This is a genomic window from Variovorax sp. CCNWLW225 (genome assembly GCF_037204045.1).
GTDB lineage: Bacteria > Pseudomonadota > Gammaproteobacteria > Burkholderiales > Burkholderiaceae_C > Variovorax.
This window is the reverse complement of record NZ_JBBCBV010000007.1, coordinates 183182-197693: the sequence shown is the minus strand read 5'-3', so window position 1 is coordinate 197693 and position 14512 is coordinate 183182. Positions and strand designations below refer to the sequence as shown.

General features: G+C 67.4%; 13 protein-coding genes. 5 read left to right on the top strand and 8 right to left on the bottom strand.

Annotated elements, in window-relative coordinates; all coding sequences use genetic code 11:
- Positions 1 to 5: 5 nt before the first annotated feature.
- From V9L20_RS14960 to cheZ, 5 genes are read left to right on the top strand one after another with little or no spacing between them, the layout of a single operon-like run.
- Positions 6 to 827, top strand: a complete 822-nt coding sequence (locus V9L20_RS14960; protein ID WP_337297188.1) for a CheR family methyltransferase — start codon at positions 6 to 8, stop codon at positions 825 to 827.
- A complete protein-coding gene (gene cheD / locus V9L20_RS14955; RefSeq protein ID WP_258502088.1) occupies positions 824 to 1462 on the top strand; it encodes a chemoreceptor glutamine deamidase CheD in 639 nt (212 codons plus the stop codon). The genes V9L20_RS14960 and cheD overlap by 4 nt, the downstream gene beginning before the upstream one ends.
- The gene (locus V9L20_RS14950) at positions 1459 to 2538 is read left to right on the top strand and encodes a protein-glutamate methylesterase/protein-glutamine glutaminase (RefSeq protein ID WP_337297187.1); all 1080 of its coding nucleotides are present in this window, start codon (positions 1459 to 1461) and stop codon (positions 2536 to 2538) included. Before cheD ends, V9L20_RS14950 begins: the two co-directional genes overlap by 4 nt.
- A gap of 30 nt (positions 2539 to 2568) precedes the next feature.
- Entirely contained in the window at positions 2569 to 2964 is a 396-nt protein-coding gene (gene cheY, locus V9L20_RS14945) for a chemotaxis response regulator CheY (protein ID WP_185868148.1), read from the top strand.
- Position 2965: 1 nt separating this feature from the next.
- On the top strand, positions 2966 to 3622 hold the full coding sequence (gene cheZ / locus V9L20_RS14940) for a protein phosphatase CheZ (protein WP_337297186.1): 657 nt from the start codon (positions 2966 to 2968) through the stop codon (positions 3620 to 3622).
- A gap of 51 nt (positions 3623 to 3673) precedes the next feature.
- Here cheZ and V9L20_RS14935 read toward each other — a convergent pair whose 3' ends face one another.
- The 8 genes from V9L20_RS14935 to flhB are packed head-to-tail and all read right to left on the bottom strand — an operon-like array spanning position 3674 to position 14440.
- Positions 3674 to 4600: a CsgG/HfaB family protein gene (locus V9L20_RS14935; RefSeq protein ID WP_443098587.1), complete on the bottom strand. Its 927-nt coding sequence runs from the start codon at positions 4598 to 4600 to the stop codon at positions 3674 to 3676.
- Positions 4601 to 4633: 33 nt separating this feature from the next.
- Entirely contained in the window at positions 4634 to 6118 is a 1485-nt protein-coding gene (locus V9L20_RS14930) for a carotenoid oxygenase family protein (protein WP_337297185.1), read from the bottom strand.
- Positions 6115 to 7179, bottom strand: coding sequence for a MerR family transcriptional regulator (locus V9L20_RS14925; protein ID WP_337297184.1), 1065 nt, complete (start codon positions 7177 to 7179; stop codon positions 6115 to 6117). Before V9L20_RS14925 ends, V9L20_RS14930 begins: the two co-directional genes overlap by 4 nt.
- A 60-nt stretch (positions 7180 to 7239) precedes the next feature.
- Entirely contained in the window at positions 7240 to 7989 is a 750-nt protein-coding gene (locus tag V9L20_RS14920) for an RNA polymerase sigma factor FliA (RefSeq protein ID WP_337297183.1), read from the bottom strand.
- Positions 7946 to 8827 carry a MinD/ParA family ATP-binding protein gene (locus V9L20_RS14915; RefSeq protein WP_337297182.1) on the bottom strand — a complete coding sequence of 294 codons (882 nt, stop codon included), beginning with the start codon at positions 8825 to 8827 and terminating at the stop codon, positions 7946 to 7948. The genes V9L20_RS14920 and V9L20_RS14915 overlap by 44 nt, the downstream gene beginning before the upstream one ends.
- On the bottom strand, positions 8824 to 11217 hold the full coding sequence (flhF, locus tag V9L20_RS14910) for a flagellar biosynthesis protein FlhF (RefSeq protein ID WP_337297181.1): 2394 nt from the start codon (positions 11215 to 11217) through the stop codon (positions 8824 to 8826). The genes V9L20_RS14915 and flhF overlap by 4 nt, the downstream gene beginning before the upstream one ends.
- The gene (gene flhA / locus V9L20_RS14905; RefSeq protein WP_258502079.1) at positions 11214 to 13301 is read right to left on the bottom strand and encodes a flagellar biosynthesis protein FlhA; all 2088 of its coding nucleotides are present in this window, start codon (positions 13299 to 13301) and stop codon (positions 11214 to 11216) included. Before flhA ends, flhF begins: the two co-directional genes overlap by 4 nt.
- Positions 13298 to 14440, bottom strand: coding sequence for a flagellar biosynthesis protein FlhB (flhB, locus tag V9L20_RS14900; RefSeq protein WP_258502078.1), 1143 nt, complete (start codon positions 14438 to 14440; stop codon positions 13298 to 13300). The genes flhA and flhB overlap by 4 nt, the downstream gene beginning before the upstream one ends.
- Between the last annotated feature and the right edge of the window lie 72 nt (positions 14441 to 14512).

Here is a 14512-nt window from a genome sequence, read left to right as displayed (position 1 = left end):
TGAGCATGACCTCCGAATTTCTCTTTACCGACAGCGACTTCTCGCGGATTCGCACGCTCATTCACCGCCGCGCCGGCATCGCCCTGGGCGAGCACAAGCGGCAGATGGTGTACAGCCGGCTCTCGCGCCGCTTGCGCGACCTGGGGCTGCCCCAGTTCTCCACCTACCTGGGCATGCTGGAAGACAGCCGCGACGGCGACGAGTGGCAGCTGTTCATCAACTCGCTGACCACCAACCTGACGTCCTTCTTTCGCGAAGCGCACCACTTTCCGGTGCTTGCGGACCTGGCACGCAAGGCGACGCAGCCAGTCACCGTGTGGTGCGCGGCCGCATCGACCGGCGAAGAACCCTATTCGATCGCCATCACGCTGATGGAGGCGCTCGGCGAGCGCGCGAGCACCGCCCGCGTGATTGCCACCGACATCGACACCTCGGTGCTGGCCAAGGCCTCGGCCGCGGTGTTCACCATGGAGCAGGTGAACCGGCTCTCTCCGGAGCGCCTGCGGCGCTTCTTCAACAAGGGCACGGGTGCCAACGCGGGCAAGGTGAGGGTGCGCCCCGAAGTGGCCGCCATGGTCAAGTTCTCGCGGCTCAACCTGCTGGACGCGGGATGGCCGGTGAAAGAGCCCGTGGACGCGATCTTCTGCCGCAACGTGATGATCTATTTCGACAAGCCCACGCAGAAGAAGCTGCTGGACCGCTTCGTGCCTCTGTTGAAGCCGAACGGTCTGCTGTTTGCAGGGCATTCCGAAAACGCCTCGCTGGTGAACCAGACGTTCAAGACGGTCGGGCAGACGGTGTACACGCTGAGCAAGGCGCGCGCATGAATCCGAGCCTGCTTCAGGAGCGGGGTTCCAGGCCGCCGGCCGTGCCGGGTTCGGTGGCCACTCACCACTACTTCGACCGCGACTTCGACTGCACGGCAGTCAAGCTGCTGCCGGCGGAGTACTACGTGACCGATGCAGGCATCCTGCTCACCACTGTGCTGGGCTCCTGCGTGGCGGCCTGCATCACCGACGTGGAAGCGGGGGTCGCGGGCATGAACCACTTCATGCTCCCGGACGATGCCGAGGCCGACGCGCGCGACCAGGTCGAGTCGATGCGCTACGGCGCCTATGCCATGGACGTGCTCATTGCCGAGCTGCTGCGCGCCGGCGCCAGGCGCGAACGCCTGCGGGCCAAGGTCTTCGGCGGCGCAGCGGTGCTGGCCAACATGACCATGCTCAACATCGGCGGGCGGAACGCCGACTTCGTGCTGCGTTACCTCGAGAAGCAGCGCATCACCATCGCCGCGCAGGACTTGCGCGGCCTGCACGCGCGCCGCGTGTGCCTGCTGCCTACCGGTAAGGCGGTGGTGCGCAAGCTGCGCGCGCAAGTCGATATTCAGGCGGTCCAGCACGACGAAGGCGAGCTGCTGCGCAAATGGTCTGCCACGTATGGCAAAGGAAGTTGGGTCGCATGAAGAAGATCAAGGTAGTTTGCGTCGACGATTCGGCGCTGATCCGCAGCGTGATGACGGAGATCATCAACAGCCAGGCCGACATGACGGTGGTCGGCACCGCGGCCGATCCGCTGCAGGCGCGCGACCTCATCAAGGTGACGAATCCGGACGTGCTCACGCTCGACGTCGAGATGCCGCGCATGGACGGTCTGGAATTTCTCGAGAAGCTCATGCGCCTGCGCCCGATGCCGGTGGTCATGGTGTCGTCGCTGACCGAGCGCGGCTCGGAAATTGCGCTGCGTGCGCTGGAGCTGGGCGCCATCGACTTCGTGACCAAGCCGCGCCTTGGCGTGCGCGACGGCCTCATGCAGTACACCGAAATCATCGCGGGCAAGATCCGCACGGCCGCCGCGGCGCGGCTGCTGCCGAGCCGTCACGCCGCCTCGGCGAAGGGTGCGCCGGAGAGCCCGCAGGAACCGATGCTGCGCAGCCCGCTGCTGAGCACCGAGAAGCTCATCATCATCGGCGCCTCCACGGGCGGAACGGAAGCCATCCGCGAAGTGCTGCTGCCGCTGCCGCCGGACGCACCGGCCGTGCTCATTGCGCAGCACATGCCGGCCGGGTTCACGCGGTCTTTTGCGCAGCGCCTGAACGGCCTGTGCCGCATCACCGTGAAAGAGGCCGAGCACGGCGAGCGCGTGCTGCCGGGCTATGCCTACATTGCGCCGGGCGGCTTTCACCTGTCGCTCAGCCGCAGCGGCGCCAACTACGTGGCCCAGCTGAACGAGGAGCCGCCGGTGAACCGCCATCGTCCTTCCATCGACGTGCTCTTCGACTCGGCAGCGCGGCATGCCGGCAAGAACGCGATCGGAATGATCCTGACGGGCATGGGCAAGGACGGTGCCGAAGGCCTGCTGCGCATGAAGCAGGCGGGCGCCTACACATTTGCGCAGGACGAAGCGAGCTGCGTGGTCTTCGGCATGCCGCGCGAGGCCATTGCATTGGGTGCCGTTGACGACGTGGCGCCGCTGGGAGAGATGGGGCGCCGCGTGCTGGCCCATCTGCGCACCTTCGGCGAACGCGCGAACCGGGTTTGAAAACGAACTGTTGGAGTTGGAAAAATCGTGATCGATAAGAGCATCAAAATTTTGGTTGTGGACGACTTCCCGACCATGCGCCGCATCGTGCGCAACCTGTTGAAGGAACTCGAGTTCCTGAACGTCGACGAGGCGGAAGACGGCGCGGCCGGCATCGAGAAGCTGCGCGGCGGGAACTTCGGCTTTGTGGTGTCGGACTGGAACATGCCCAACATGGACGGCCTGACCATGCTGCAGACCATTCGCGCCGACCCCGAGCTCGGCAAGCTGCCGGTGCTCATGGTCACGGCCGAAGCCAAGAAGGAAAACATCATCGCGGCCGCTCAGGCAGGCGCCAATGGGTATGTGGTCAAGCCCTTCACGGCGGCCACGCTCGAGGAGAAGATCAACAAGATCTTCGAGAAGCTCCAGAAAGAGGCGGCCTGAAATGACACACGCTGCGCTCGAACCCGTGGAGCACGGGAACACCGCCGAAGAGTTGCTCGGGCGCATCGGGCAGCTGACCCGGCAATTGCGCGAAGGCCTGCGCGAGCTGGGGCTCGACAAGCAGGTGGCCAAGGCCGCGCAGGCCATTCCGGATGCGCGCGACCGGCTGGGCTACATCGCCTCGATGACCGAGCGGGCGGCGCACCGCGCGCTCAACGCCATCGACCTGGCGCAGCCGCTGCAGGAAGACCTTGCAAGCAGCGCCAAGGGGCTCAGCAAGCGCTGGGACGAATGGTTTGCGAACCCGGTCGAGCTGGACCATGCGCGCCAGCTGGTCATGGACACGCGCGGCTACCTGCAGGAAGTGCCGCAGAAGGCCGGCGCCATCAACACGCAGCTGATCGAAATCCTGATGGCGCAAGACTTCCAGGACCTGACCGGCCAGGTCATCAAGAAGATGATGGAAGTGGTCAACGACGTGGAGACGCAACTGCTCCAGGTGCTGATCGACAACTCGCACATCGAAAAGCATCTTGAAAAACGCCACGAGGCGGAGGCCAACAGCCTGCAGAACGGCCCGCAGGTGGTGGCCGGCAACCCGGACGCCGTGACCGGCCAGGCGCAGGTGGACGACCTGCTGGAGAGCCTCGGGTTCTAAGGGCTTGCCAATGGCCCGGAAGCCAGGGCGATTCGCCCCGGAGCCGCGGGCCTACTTGCCTCTGCGATTCGACGCAGACGGCGCCGAAGTCGACGAAGGGGCTGCTCCGCCATCGACACCCAGGCGCCCGCCGCCGCCGAGGCCCTGGCCGCGTACCGTCTGCGCCTTGTAGCTGCGCAGCGACCGGACCATCTGGTTGAAGGAGTCCATGAACGCAGCGGCAATCACCTTGCCCTGCGGCGTGCGCGTGTAGCCGCCGACGCCCCCGGCTGCGGAGACGCCGCTCAGACCGGCAAAGCCCGCGAAGTCGGTCTTCGAAGCACTGCCTTCGGCCGCTGCCACCTGCACACCCGAGCGGTTGTCGATAAGCGTCAGCAGTGCGCTGGCTTCCTTTGTCTGCAAGCTCGCGCCCAGCTTGGCGATGGCGAGGCCTCGTCCTCCGCCCACCAACCCGCCCAGCGCACCGCCGATGCCGCCCGCGTCGTTGTTGCTGAACACGATCTCGGGCGACAGCCCGTAGTCCGAAGCCACCATCTGGCCGCGTCCGAAGTTGCTGCCGCCGCGCATTTCGCCCGACTGCATGAGCGCGCGTTCGCGATTCATGGCGTTCATGCCCGCCGCGCCGCGCTCGACCACCACGAAGCAGTTCGACTGCTGCACCAAGAGGCGCAGCAGGTTGGCCGTGGGCGGCAGGCGGTATTCGCCGGTGAGCACGGTGTACCACCCGGCGTTGACGTTCTCGATCAGCGAGACGGTGCCCAGCGGCGAGTCGCAGCGTTCGAGGGCGCTGCTTTCGCCGGCTGTTGCCGAACCTGCGGCGCTGCCGGTGGCCACCGTCTTGGCGGATGGGCTGCCCATCTGCATATCGAGAGCGGGCATGTTCTGGCAGCCCGCCAGAGCCATGAGCCCGGCTACCGCCGTGGCCATGGCCGATCTTGAAAGCGCGAGCCGGCGTGGCTTGCCCGTGGACTTCTTCATGCGATCCTCCCCGTTTGTTGCAAAGGGCCGAGATCAGGCCCCGCGCAAATTTAGGGGGAAGGAACGATTGTCCCCAGTGTCTAAAGTCACTTTGTTGCACGGACGCCAATTCCCGTGAAACCCGAACGGCACGCGGTGCGGCAGGCGGGCGACCGCAACCGGCCCCGCGGACAGGCGCATGGCCTCGAACACGAGCAGGTCGCTGCGGTTTTCCTTTTCGCGCCAGGCTACGGCAAGCAGCCAGCCGTCGCCCTCGGCCGCATCCGCCGCGCGCGGCACGAACACCGGTTCGGACACCACGTCTCCTTGCGGCAACGTGTACAGGCTGCGCGTGGAGCTTTCGAAGTCGAACCGGGCAAGGCTGTCGTAGAGCACGCTTTCAGAGTCGTCCCGCGCGCGCGGCGTCGCATGGCAGGTGTAGAAACCGTAGCGGTTGCGCCGGCCGGTGTAGCGCTCGTCGATGCGCGGGAACTCCGCTGCCAGGTCGTCCAGGTATTCACGCTGGAAGCCGCTGCTCTTGCCGGCCAGGTCGAATGTCCATCGGCACAGACGCGCCGCCATGGCGTGCGGGTCGCCGGCGCGGCCTTCGGCATCGGGCAGGCCGGGGGCGGTTTCCGACTGCATCACATAGGCCACGATGGTGTTGCCGTCGTCCCAGGCGTTCATGACGTGGAACAGGTGGCAGGCGTCGGTGTCGAACCAGCGCAGGGTGTCGACCGCGCTGCCGCGGCGCATCACGCCGACATGGGTGCGCTTGGTGGCGTCCCACGCCAGCAGCGGCTTGCCTTGCATCGCGCGCTCGACGCTGAGCGTCAGCGGCGTGACTGGAAAGAGAACGTGCTCGCGCGTGAGCATGAAGTCGTGTGCCATGCTGGCGTGCGGCGCTGTGAACGACTGCATTTGCGTGACTTCGCAGTGCGGGTCCATCACGCCGTAGAGCATGGTCGGCGAGCAGGGTCCGTCGGGCGAGTACGCGAAGAAATGCAGTTCGCCGGTCTCGGGGTCGATCTTCGGGTGCGCGGTGCAGCGCGAGGCCACGCTTCCGCCGAAGCTCTGGTGCCCCTTGGAAGCCAGCGTAAACGCATCGAGTTCGAAAGGCTGGTGCGATTCTTCAAGCGCGAACAACCGGTTGCCATGCCACAGCATGCTGGTGTTGGCGGTGCCGCCGTTCTGGCCATGTGCAATCGGATCGCTGGTGGCGGGGTTGCCGAAGGTGCCGAAGAGCGCGCGCCCGGCTTCGTGTTCGAGCTGCCATTTCGGCGTGCGCGCCCAGCGGTTGCTGTAAGACACCTTGCCCTCGCCGATATGAAAGGCATGCACCATGCCGTCGCCCGAGAACCAGTGGTAGCTGTCGTCGCGCGGTGTGAATTGCGGGTTCGGGCCGACGCGGTAGAGGCTGCCCGAGAGCCCGGGCGGCAGCGCGCCTTCGATTTCGAGCGCGGTAATGTCGTGCTCTTCGCTCAGCGGCGCGTAGTTGCCGCTAAAGAAGTGAGGGTTCTTCTGCGCTGCTGCGTTCACTGGGTGCCTTCGGGTTTGTTCAGGAGGGGCGGTGCGCCGTCGAGCTGCGCAATGGCTTGCCCGACGTAGGCAGCCAGCGCCTCGTCGATGCCCGAGCCGGCCCGCAGCGCCGCGTCTTCGCGGAACGCCCGCTGCAGCTTTGCATGCAGTGCCGCGTCGCCGCCGGCCTTGGCGAGCGACAGCGCCTGCCAGCGCAACGCCAGCGCGCGCATGGCGGGGCCGTGGGTGGGTGCCTTGGCCATCATCTGCTGCCGGACTTCCGCGATGAGCGGCGGCCACGCATCGGTCTGCGCAACATAGTGCCGGCGCAGCGTGGCCATGTCTTCCTCGCTGCAGTAGGGCGCATAGAGTTGCAGGCGCGCGAACGCCATGGCGTGCGAGATGTAGCGGATGCCTGCGCGGTCCACGCCGGTGAGCGCATGGAGCGACGGCTCGTTCCAGTGCATGGCGTAGAGCTTCATCAGCAGGCCTTCGTCGCCGCCGGCTTCTTCAAGCAGCAGCGCAATCCAGCGTTGCGCCAGGGCTTGCGCCTGCGGGCTCTCGGGCGGCGTTTCGGCGGCGACCAGGCTGCGCAGCAGTTCCGACAGTTCCGCGCGCTCGGGCGCCATGGCGGCGGTGGAGCCGCCGCGCTTCGCCTCGAGCGTGCGCTGCTCGTCGTCGCTGAAGTACTTTGCGCCCGCAACCATGCTTTCGAGCGCCAGCAGCCAGTCGTCGATGGCGGGCTCTTCACTGGCCAGCAGCAGGCCCTGCACCGCGAGCAGGTGGGTGCGCAGCGCGGAGGTCCGCCGGATCTCTTCGTCGAGCTGCGCCACCTGCCGTGCGACCACTTCCGGCAGCCCTCCGGCGTCGTCGTCGAGCAGTTGCTGTATGTCCGCAAGCGGCAGGTCGAGGCGCCGCAGCGCCTGGATGCGGTAGAGCCGCGCCACGTCCTTGCGGCCGTACAGGCGATAGCCGCCGCTGGATCTTTCGGACGGCACCAGCAGTGCGATGTCGTCGTAGTGACGCAATGCGCGAACCGTCAGCCCGGTGCGCCGGGCGAGTTCGCCGATCTTCAAGAACATGCCTTCCCTCTCAAGTTGAAGGCATCGTAGACCCTGCCGCTACGTGAGGGTCAAGCGGCGCTAGAGCGAATCTTTCAGGTGCGCGCGCAGCCGGCTGATGGCCTGGGCGTGCAGCTGGCACACGCGCGACTGGGTCACTTCCAGGATGGCGCCGATCTCGCGCAGGTTCAGTTCTTCCTCGTAGTACAGGTTCAGCAGCAGCTGGTCGCGCTCGGGCAGGGCGGAGATGGCGTCGACCAGCTCGTGGCGAAAACCGGCCTCGAGCAGTTGCGCCAGCGGGTCGTCGTCGGCGCCGGGGCGGCCGCCGCGCGCCTGGCGGTCGAGCCAGGGGTTGTCGGATTCGCCTTCCTGCGCAAAGTCTTCGACGTACAGCAGCTGGCAGCCCTGGATCTCCTGCAGCAGCGACTGGTAGTCGTCCAGGTCCATCTTCAGTTCCTTGGCGATCTCCCCTTCGGTGGCGGGCCGGCCCAGCCGGTGCTCCAGCGACTGGATCGCCTGCTCGACCTTGCGGGCCTGCTGGCGCAGGTTGCGGGAGCCCCAGTCGCTGGCGCGCAACTCGTCGAGCATGGCGCCGCGGATGCGCTGGCTCGCAAAGGTTTCGAACTGCGCGCCGCGGTTGTCCTGGTAGCGGGTGGAGGCGTCCAGCAGGCCGATCATGCCGGCCTGGATCAGGTCGTCGAGCTCGACGCTGGCGGGCAGCTTGGCCAGCATCTGGAGCGCCATGCGACGCACCATGGGCTGGTGCTGCTTCAGCAGATGAGACTTTTCAATATTGCCCTGAGCGGTGTACACGGCCTTCCCTTTCCTCATGTGCTTGTTGCTGCGCCAGCGCCTCGGGCCGCCAGGGCGCAGGCTCCGCGTCGCGTGCGCGAATCGACGGGCGCCACGGCCACTGCGCAACGTCGGCGCCGATGACGCGGAAGTCCACCGCCGCCGGGCTGGTCGGGAACGCCTCCACGACGGTCCGGCGCAGGCGCCTTGCATCGCTCAGGTGCGGATCGGCGCGCACCCAGCCCGCGGCATGCATCGAAATCGCCAGGTAACGGCTGCCCGTGTCGATCAGGTTGGCCATGAGCCGCCGGGCCGCGTCGGGTTCGGCAACGCCGTTGACCAGCAACCGCAGCTGGTGCAACGCATGCGCGTAGTGCAGCCGCTTGATGCCCGAGTAGGTGGCGGTGATGGACGCGGGGTTGGGCTGGAGCACCACCACCAGGTCGTCCGCCAGCCGCGCCAGCGGCGACAGGTGCCCGGCACTGTCGAGTGCAGCGTCGACCAGTACCACGTCGCCGTCCCAGAAAAGACGCGGGTCGACGTGGTCGGGCTGGGCGCCCGGCACCGCCGGCAGCACATTGACGCCGCACTCGGCGCGCGCGGCCGCGCCTTCGCAGGTGAGCCGCCGGGTGGCGACGTCGGCCAGCGTTCCGAGCGGGTCGACGGCCCATGCGCCGCGAACTGAATTTGCGCTGGCCTTGTGCTCGTCCAGCAGCAGCACGTCCTTGCCCATGTGGGCCAGGGCCGCGCCCAGGTTCATTGCCGCCGTGGTGGAGCCCTGTCGGCGCTCCATACCCGCGATGGCGATGAGCCGCACGGACGATTGGGCGAGCAGCCGCCGCAGTCCGTCGGCTTGATCCGGCACCAGCTTGCTCACGTGTCCAGCGCCTCCAGCAGGAAGAACAGCTTGCCCATGCCTGCATACAGAACATTGCCCGAAAGCGGACGCCCCGGCCGCACCGGGCGGCCGGTCAGCTGGCCCAGCAGCGCACGCGTGCGGCCGGCCCAGTCGCCTTCAGCCTGCAGCAGCCGCCACACGGTGGTGGTGACCTGGCCCGCGATGAGCAGGCGCTTCATCATGTGCGGATCGCCCGCCTCGCCGAGCCCGCCGATGACCGAGAGGCCCTGGCGCAGCAGGCGGAAGCAGGGCTCCGCTTCGGCGGCCCAGGCCTGCCATTGCGCAAGCTGCTGAACGGAAACTTCCTGGCCGACGTTGGAGAGCGCATAGGTCTGCGCCAGCACCTTGCGGCTGCGCGGATCGGTGATGCGGGTGACCACGCAGCGCAGCCCGGGCGGGCCGCCGTCGGTGCGCAGCGTGATGTGGGCCTGGGCTTCAGCCTGCAGCGCGGGACGGCCCTTGAAGGTCACCGGCCGTTCTTCGCCGAACGAGAAGTCCAGGCCGGTGAGGGTGGCGTATTCGCCGGTGCGCGGATCGATGACCGCGGTGGAGCCGGGTGCGCGCGCGAGCCATTGCTGGCGCTGCACTTTCCACTGCAGCATGAGCTCGGCCGCGGGCAGCCGCGACAGCACGTGCACCACGGTCTTGCCGAAGTCCTGCTGGCGCAGCCATTGCACTTGCCGCACGCCGGGCCTGCGCGCCGGATCGGCGGGGTTGCGGGCCGTGCCGGTGGAAAGCCACTGGTTGGGCGCGGAAAGGGGCATGCCGGTGCGGTCGGACAGCAGCAGGCTGCCATGGCATTGGTACGCGTCGCCGCCTTCGTCCGACTTGAGTCCGACCTGGCTCGTCAGCGCAAGCAGGTGGGTGTCGCAACCGGTCGCGATCTCGCTCGTGGCGTGCGTCATGAGCGCCTCCAGCACCGCCTTGTGGCCGACGTTCTCGTCGGCGGCCTGGCGCCAGAGCACGCGCGATTGGTCGAAGCCGAGGGGGGCGTTTGCGAGGGCGGCCGCGGCGGCGGCCACCTCTTGCGCATCGTGCGCCATGGCGCGAATCAGCTGGCGGTAGCGCAGCCGCTGCCGTTCGGCCTCGGCCTGCGCGGCGGACGCATCGGCGTTTGCCGCGGACCCGTCCTGCATGTCGCTTTCGCCGGGAACGAAGAGCGCGCTGCGGCTGTTGGCCTGGAACACGCTGTCCACCAGCTGGGCGCGATCGGCGCGCATCAGGTTCTCAGGCACCTTCTGTCCGCTGGACACATAGTGCACCGGCAGGCGGTGGCGAATCACGGTGTCGATCAGCGCGCCGGGGTGCGTGGCTTCATCGACCTTGGTGAAGATGCAGCCCGCCAGTTCGTTGCCGCCGCCATGCCGGTAGGCGTGCACCACTTCATTGAGCGTGTCGCCGTGGCTGGCGGCATTGAGCAGCAGCAGCCGCTTCACCGGGCGCTGGCTGTTGCAGAACATGGCGATCTGGTCGGAGACGGCGCGGTCGCGCTGGCTCATGCCGACCGTGTCGATCAGCACCATGTGCTTGTCGCGCAGGTCTTGCAGCACCAGGTGCAGGTCGGCCGCATCCTTCACGGCGTACACCGGCACATTGAGGATCTGGCCGTAGATGCGCAGCTGTTCGTAGGCGCCGATACGGTAGCTGTCGGTGGTGACCAGCGCCAGCTTCTCGGCGCCGAAGCGCATCACGCAGCGCGCGGCGAGCTTGGCCGTGGTCGTGGTCTTGCCCACGCCGGTGGGGCCCATCAGCGCATACACGCCGCCTTGCGCCAGCAGCGCGTCTTCGTCTTCATGCACCGGAAGGGTCCGGATCAGCTCGGAGCGCACGAAGGCCATGCCCTGGGCATAGCTCTGGCCGGTGGGCAGGTGCTCCAGCATGGCCTTGGAGAGCCGCGCGCTGAAGCCGGCGCCGAGCAGCGTGCGCAGCAGGCGGCCGCGCATCGGGTCGCGGCGCTGCTTGTCGTTCCACACCACGCCGGCAAGCTGTTCTTCGATCATGCAGCGCATCGAGTGCAGCTCTCCGAGCACGCTCTCGACTGCGACGGGGGCAGCCGCGGGTGCGGGGGCGGGCGCCGGGGTGAGCATGAAGGCGGACGCAGGGGCGGCTGCAGGAGCTGCAACAGGAGCTGCTGCAGGAGCGGGGGTCGGCATGGGTTGCGCTGCGGCCTGCGCCACGGGTGCGCTTGCACGCACTTCTTCCACTTCGTCCGGCGCCATGGCGACGATTTCCACGCCTTCGGCGACCACGCGATTGGTCAGCACCATCGCTTCGGCGCCGAGTGCTTCGCGCGCAAGGCGCAGGGCTTCCCGGCTGGTGGGGGCGACGAACTTGCGTGCGCTGGTCCGCACGTCTGTCTGGGTGTTCAAACTCTTCCTCCGATGGTGGCGGTGATCTTGATGTTGCGGGTGTCAGGTATCTCGGCGTGCGAGAGAACCTTGAGCTGGCGGAAGCTGCGGCGCAGGAAGCGCGAGAGCAGGACCCGCAGCGAATGCTGGACGACCAGCACCGGCGCAAGGCCCATTTGCTCCTGGCGCGCAATCGCGGCGCGGGTCTGCTGCATCAGGCTGTTGGCAAGGCCCGGCTCGATGCCGTTGTTGTTGGCGAGCGCCTGCTGCAGCACGCTGTCGAGCGCGCCGTCCAGGCCGATCACCTGCAGTTCGGAATCGCCCGGGAACAGCTGCTGCGTGATCGCGCGGCCAAGTGCCAGGCGCGTGAGCGAGGTGAGCTCGGCCGCGTCCTTCACGGTGGGCGCGTGCTCGGCCATCACGTCGAGAATGGTGCGCATGTCGCGGATCGACACCTCTTCGTCGAGCAGGTTCTGCAGCACCTTGTGCAGCGTGCTCAGCGAGATGACCTTGGGCACCAGGTCTTCGGTGAGCTTGGGCGCGGTCTTGCCGATCTGATCGAGCAGCTGCTGCACTTCCTGGCGGCCCAGCAGCTCGGCGGCGTGGGTCTGGATCAGGTGGTTCAGGTGCGTGGCCATGACGGTGCAGGCATCGACCACCGTGTAGCCGAGCACCTGCGCCTCCTGGCGAAGGCTGGCGTCGATCCACACCGCGGGCAGGTGGAAGGCCGGGTCTTGCGTCGGCGTGCCCGGCAGGGTGCCGGTCACCTGGCCGGGGTTGATGGCCATCCACTGGTTGGGGAAGGCCTCGCCGCGGCCGATCTCGACGCCCTTCAGGCTGATGACATAGGTGTTGGGCGCAATCTCGAGGTTGTCGCGGATGTGCACCACCGGCGCCAGGAAGCCGATTTCTTGCGCGGTCTTCTTGCGGATGCTCTTGATGCGGCCCAGCAGTTCGCCGTTCTGCGTCTGGTCGACCAGCGGAATCAGCCGGTAGCCGACTTCCATGCCCAGCGGATCGACCAGCGCCACGTCGTCCCAGGTGGCCTCGGGCGCTTCCACCGCGGGTGCGGCGGCTGCCTGCGCTGCGGCGGCCTGCTCGGCGGCAGCCTGCGGTGCGCGCTTGAGGATGCGCCGGCCCAGCCACACCAGGCCACCCGCAATCAGCAGGAACGCCAGGTTCGGCATGCCGGGGATCATGCCCATCAGGCCGATGAGGCCGGCCGTCAGAAAGAGCACCTGCGGGTTGGAGAACAGCTGGCCGGTCAGTTGGCGGCCCACGTCTTCGTCGGTGGTCACGCGCGACACGATGACGCCGGCGGCGGTGGAGATCACCAGCGCCGGAATCTGCGCCACCAGGCCGTCGCCGATGGCCAGCAGCGTGTAGGTCTTGCCAGCGGTGCTGAAGTCCAGCCCGTGCTGCACCATGCCGACCACCAGCCCGCCGATGATGTTGATCACCATGATCAGGAGGCCGGCCACCGCGTCGCCGCGCACGAACTTGCTGGCACCGTCCATGGAGCCGTAGAAGTCGGCTTCCTGCGCGACTTCCTGGCGGCGCTTGCGTGCCACGTCTTCACCGATGAGGCCGGCGTTCAGGTCGGCGTCGATCGCCATCTGCTTGCCGGGCATGGCGTCGAGCATGAAGCGCGCGCCCACCTCGGCAATGCGTCCGGCGCCCTTGGTGATCACCATGAAGTTGATGAGCACCAGAATGATGAACACCATCACGCCGACCGCGAAGTTGCCGCCCACGAGAAAGTGGCCGAAGGCCTCGATCACCTTGCCCGCGGCATCCGGACCCGTGTGGCCGTGCATCAGCACCACGCGCGTGGAAGCCACATTGAGCGACAGGCGCAGCAGCGTGGAGAACAGCAGCACGGCGGGAAAGGCCGCGAAGTCCAGCGCCTTCATGGTGTACATGCTCACCAGCAGCACCATCACCGACATCGCGATGTTGAAGGTGAACAGCAGGTCGAGCAGGAAGGCCGGCAGCGGCAGCACCATCATGCTCAGGATGAGCACGATCAGCACCGGGCCGGCAAGGCCCTTCCACTGGGCTCCGGAGAACAGTTGCGCCTGCAGGCGGGTCAGCGTGGCGTTCATGCGGCGTCCAACGAGTATTCGAGCGATTCGGGAATGGGCAGGTCGACGGGCGTGCGCGGCGCTTCGCCGCCTTCGCTCTTCCAGCGCTTGAGCTGGTAGACCCAGGCCAGCACTTCGGCCACCGCGGTGTACAGGCCGGCCGGGATTTCGTCGCCCAGGCGGGTGTGCTTGAACAGCGCACGCGTGAGCGGCGGGGCTTCGAGAATGGCGACGTTGTTCTCGCGTGCAAGCTCGCGGATGCGCGCTGCGACGAGGTCGCTTCCCTTGGCCACCACGCGCGGTGCGCGCATGTCGTGGTCCACATACTTGAGGGCCACCGCAAAGTGCGTGGGGTTGGTCACCACGATGTCGGCCTTGGGCACCTCGGCCATCATCCGGCGGCGCGCCATCTGCTGTTGCTGGCGGCGGATCTGCGCCTTGATGTGCGGGTCGCCTTCGCTTTCCTTGTGCTCCTGGCGCAGGTCTTCGCGCGACATGCGCAGCTTGCGGTGGTAGCTCCACAGCTGGTAGGGCACGTCGATGAGGGCCACCAGCAGCAGGGCGGAGGCAATCAGGGCGCAGTTGCGCGCCACCAGGGCGATCATCTGCGGCAGCGCGGCGCGCTCCGACTGCGCCATGAGCGCATTGACCTCTTCGATGTTGCCCATGATCACCAGCCAGGCCACCCAGCCGATCAGCAGCGACTTGGCCAGCGCCTTGATCAGCTCCGACAGCGCCTGCGTCGAGAACATGCGGCCGATGCCGGCAATCGGGTCGAGCTTGTTGAACTTGGGGCCGATGGCCTTGGCCGAGAACAGCCAGCCGCCGAGCATCATGGGGGCGACCACCGCGGCCACCACCATCATGCCGAACAGCGGCGCCAGCGCGATCAGCGCCTCGTACGCCATGAGCCCGGCGCGGGCCATCATGTAGGTGGGGTCGAACGCCGAGGCGCGGTCGAAGTGCATGCCCTGGGCCAGCGCGCCTCGCAAGGTGCCGCCGAGCGAGCCCGCCGTGAGCCACAGGCCGGCAACCGCCGTACCCAGCATTACGAAGGTGACCAGCTCCCGCGACCGGGCAACGTCCCCTTCCTCGCGGGCCTTTTCAAGGCGCTGCGGTGAGGCGGGTTCCGTTTTTTCGAGGTCGCTTTCTTCAGCCATTCATGCTCCGGGCGAGCCTTGGCGAGAGATCGCCTGCTCATGGCTGTAGATTGTTCGTTTTCAGGGCTCCGG

Excerpts from the sequence above, each read along its gene's own strand:
- V9L20_RS14960 (WP_337297188.1), top strand. The coding sequence starts at position 6 with ATGACCTCCGAATTTCTCTTTACCGACAGCGACTTCTCGCGGATTCGC.
- cheD (WP_258502088.1), top strand. The coding sequence starts at position 824 with ATGAATCCGAGCCTGCTTCAGGAGCGGGGTTCCAGGCCGCCGGCCGTG.
- V9L20_RS14950 (WP_337297187.1), top strand. The coding sequence starts at position 1,459 with ATGAAGAAGATCAAGGTAGTTTGCGTCGACGATTCGGCGCTGATCCGC.
- cheZ (WP_337297186.1), top strand. The coding sequence starts at position 2,966 with ATGACACACGCTGCGCTCGAACCCGTGGAGCACGGGAACACCGCCGAA.
- V9L20_RS14935 (WP_443098587.1), bottom strand. The coding sequence starts at position 4,600 with ATGAAGAAGTCCACGGGCAAGCCACGCCGGCTCGCGCTTTCAAGATCG.
- V9L20_RS14925 (WP_337297184.1), bottom strand. The coding sequence starts at position 7,179 with ATGTTCTTGAAGATCGGCGAACTCGCCCGGCGCACCGGGCTGACGGTT.
- V9L20_RS14920 (WP_337297183.1), bottom strand. The coding sequence starts at position 7,989 with ATGAGGAAAGGGAAGGCCGTGTACACCGCTCAGGGCAATATTGAAAAG.
- flhA (WP_258502079.1), bottom strand. The coding sequence starts at position 13,301 with ATGAACGCCACGCTGACCCGCCTGCAGGCGCAACTGTTCTCCGGAGCC.
- flhB (WP_258502078.1), bottom strand. The coding sequence starts at position 14,440 with ATGGCTGAAGAAAGCGACCTCGAAAAAACGGAACCCGCCTCACCGCAG.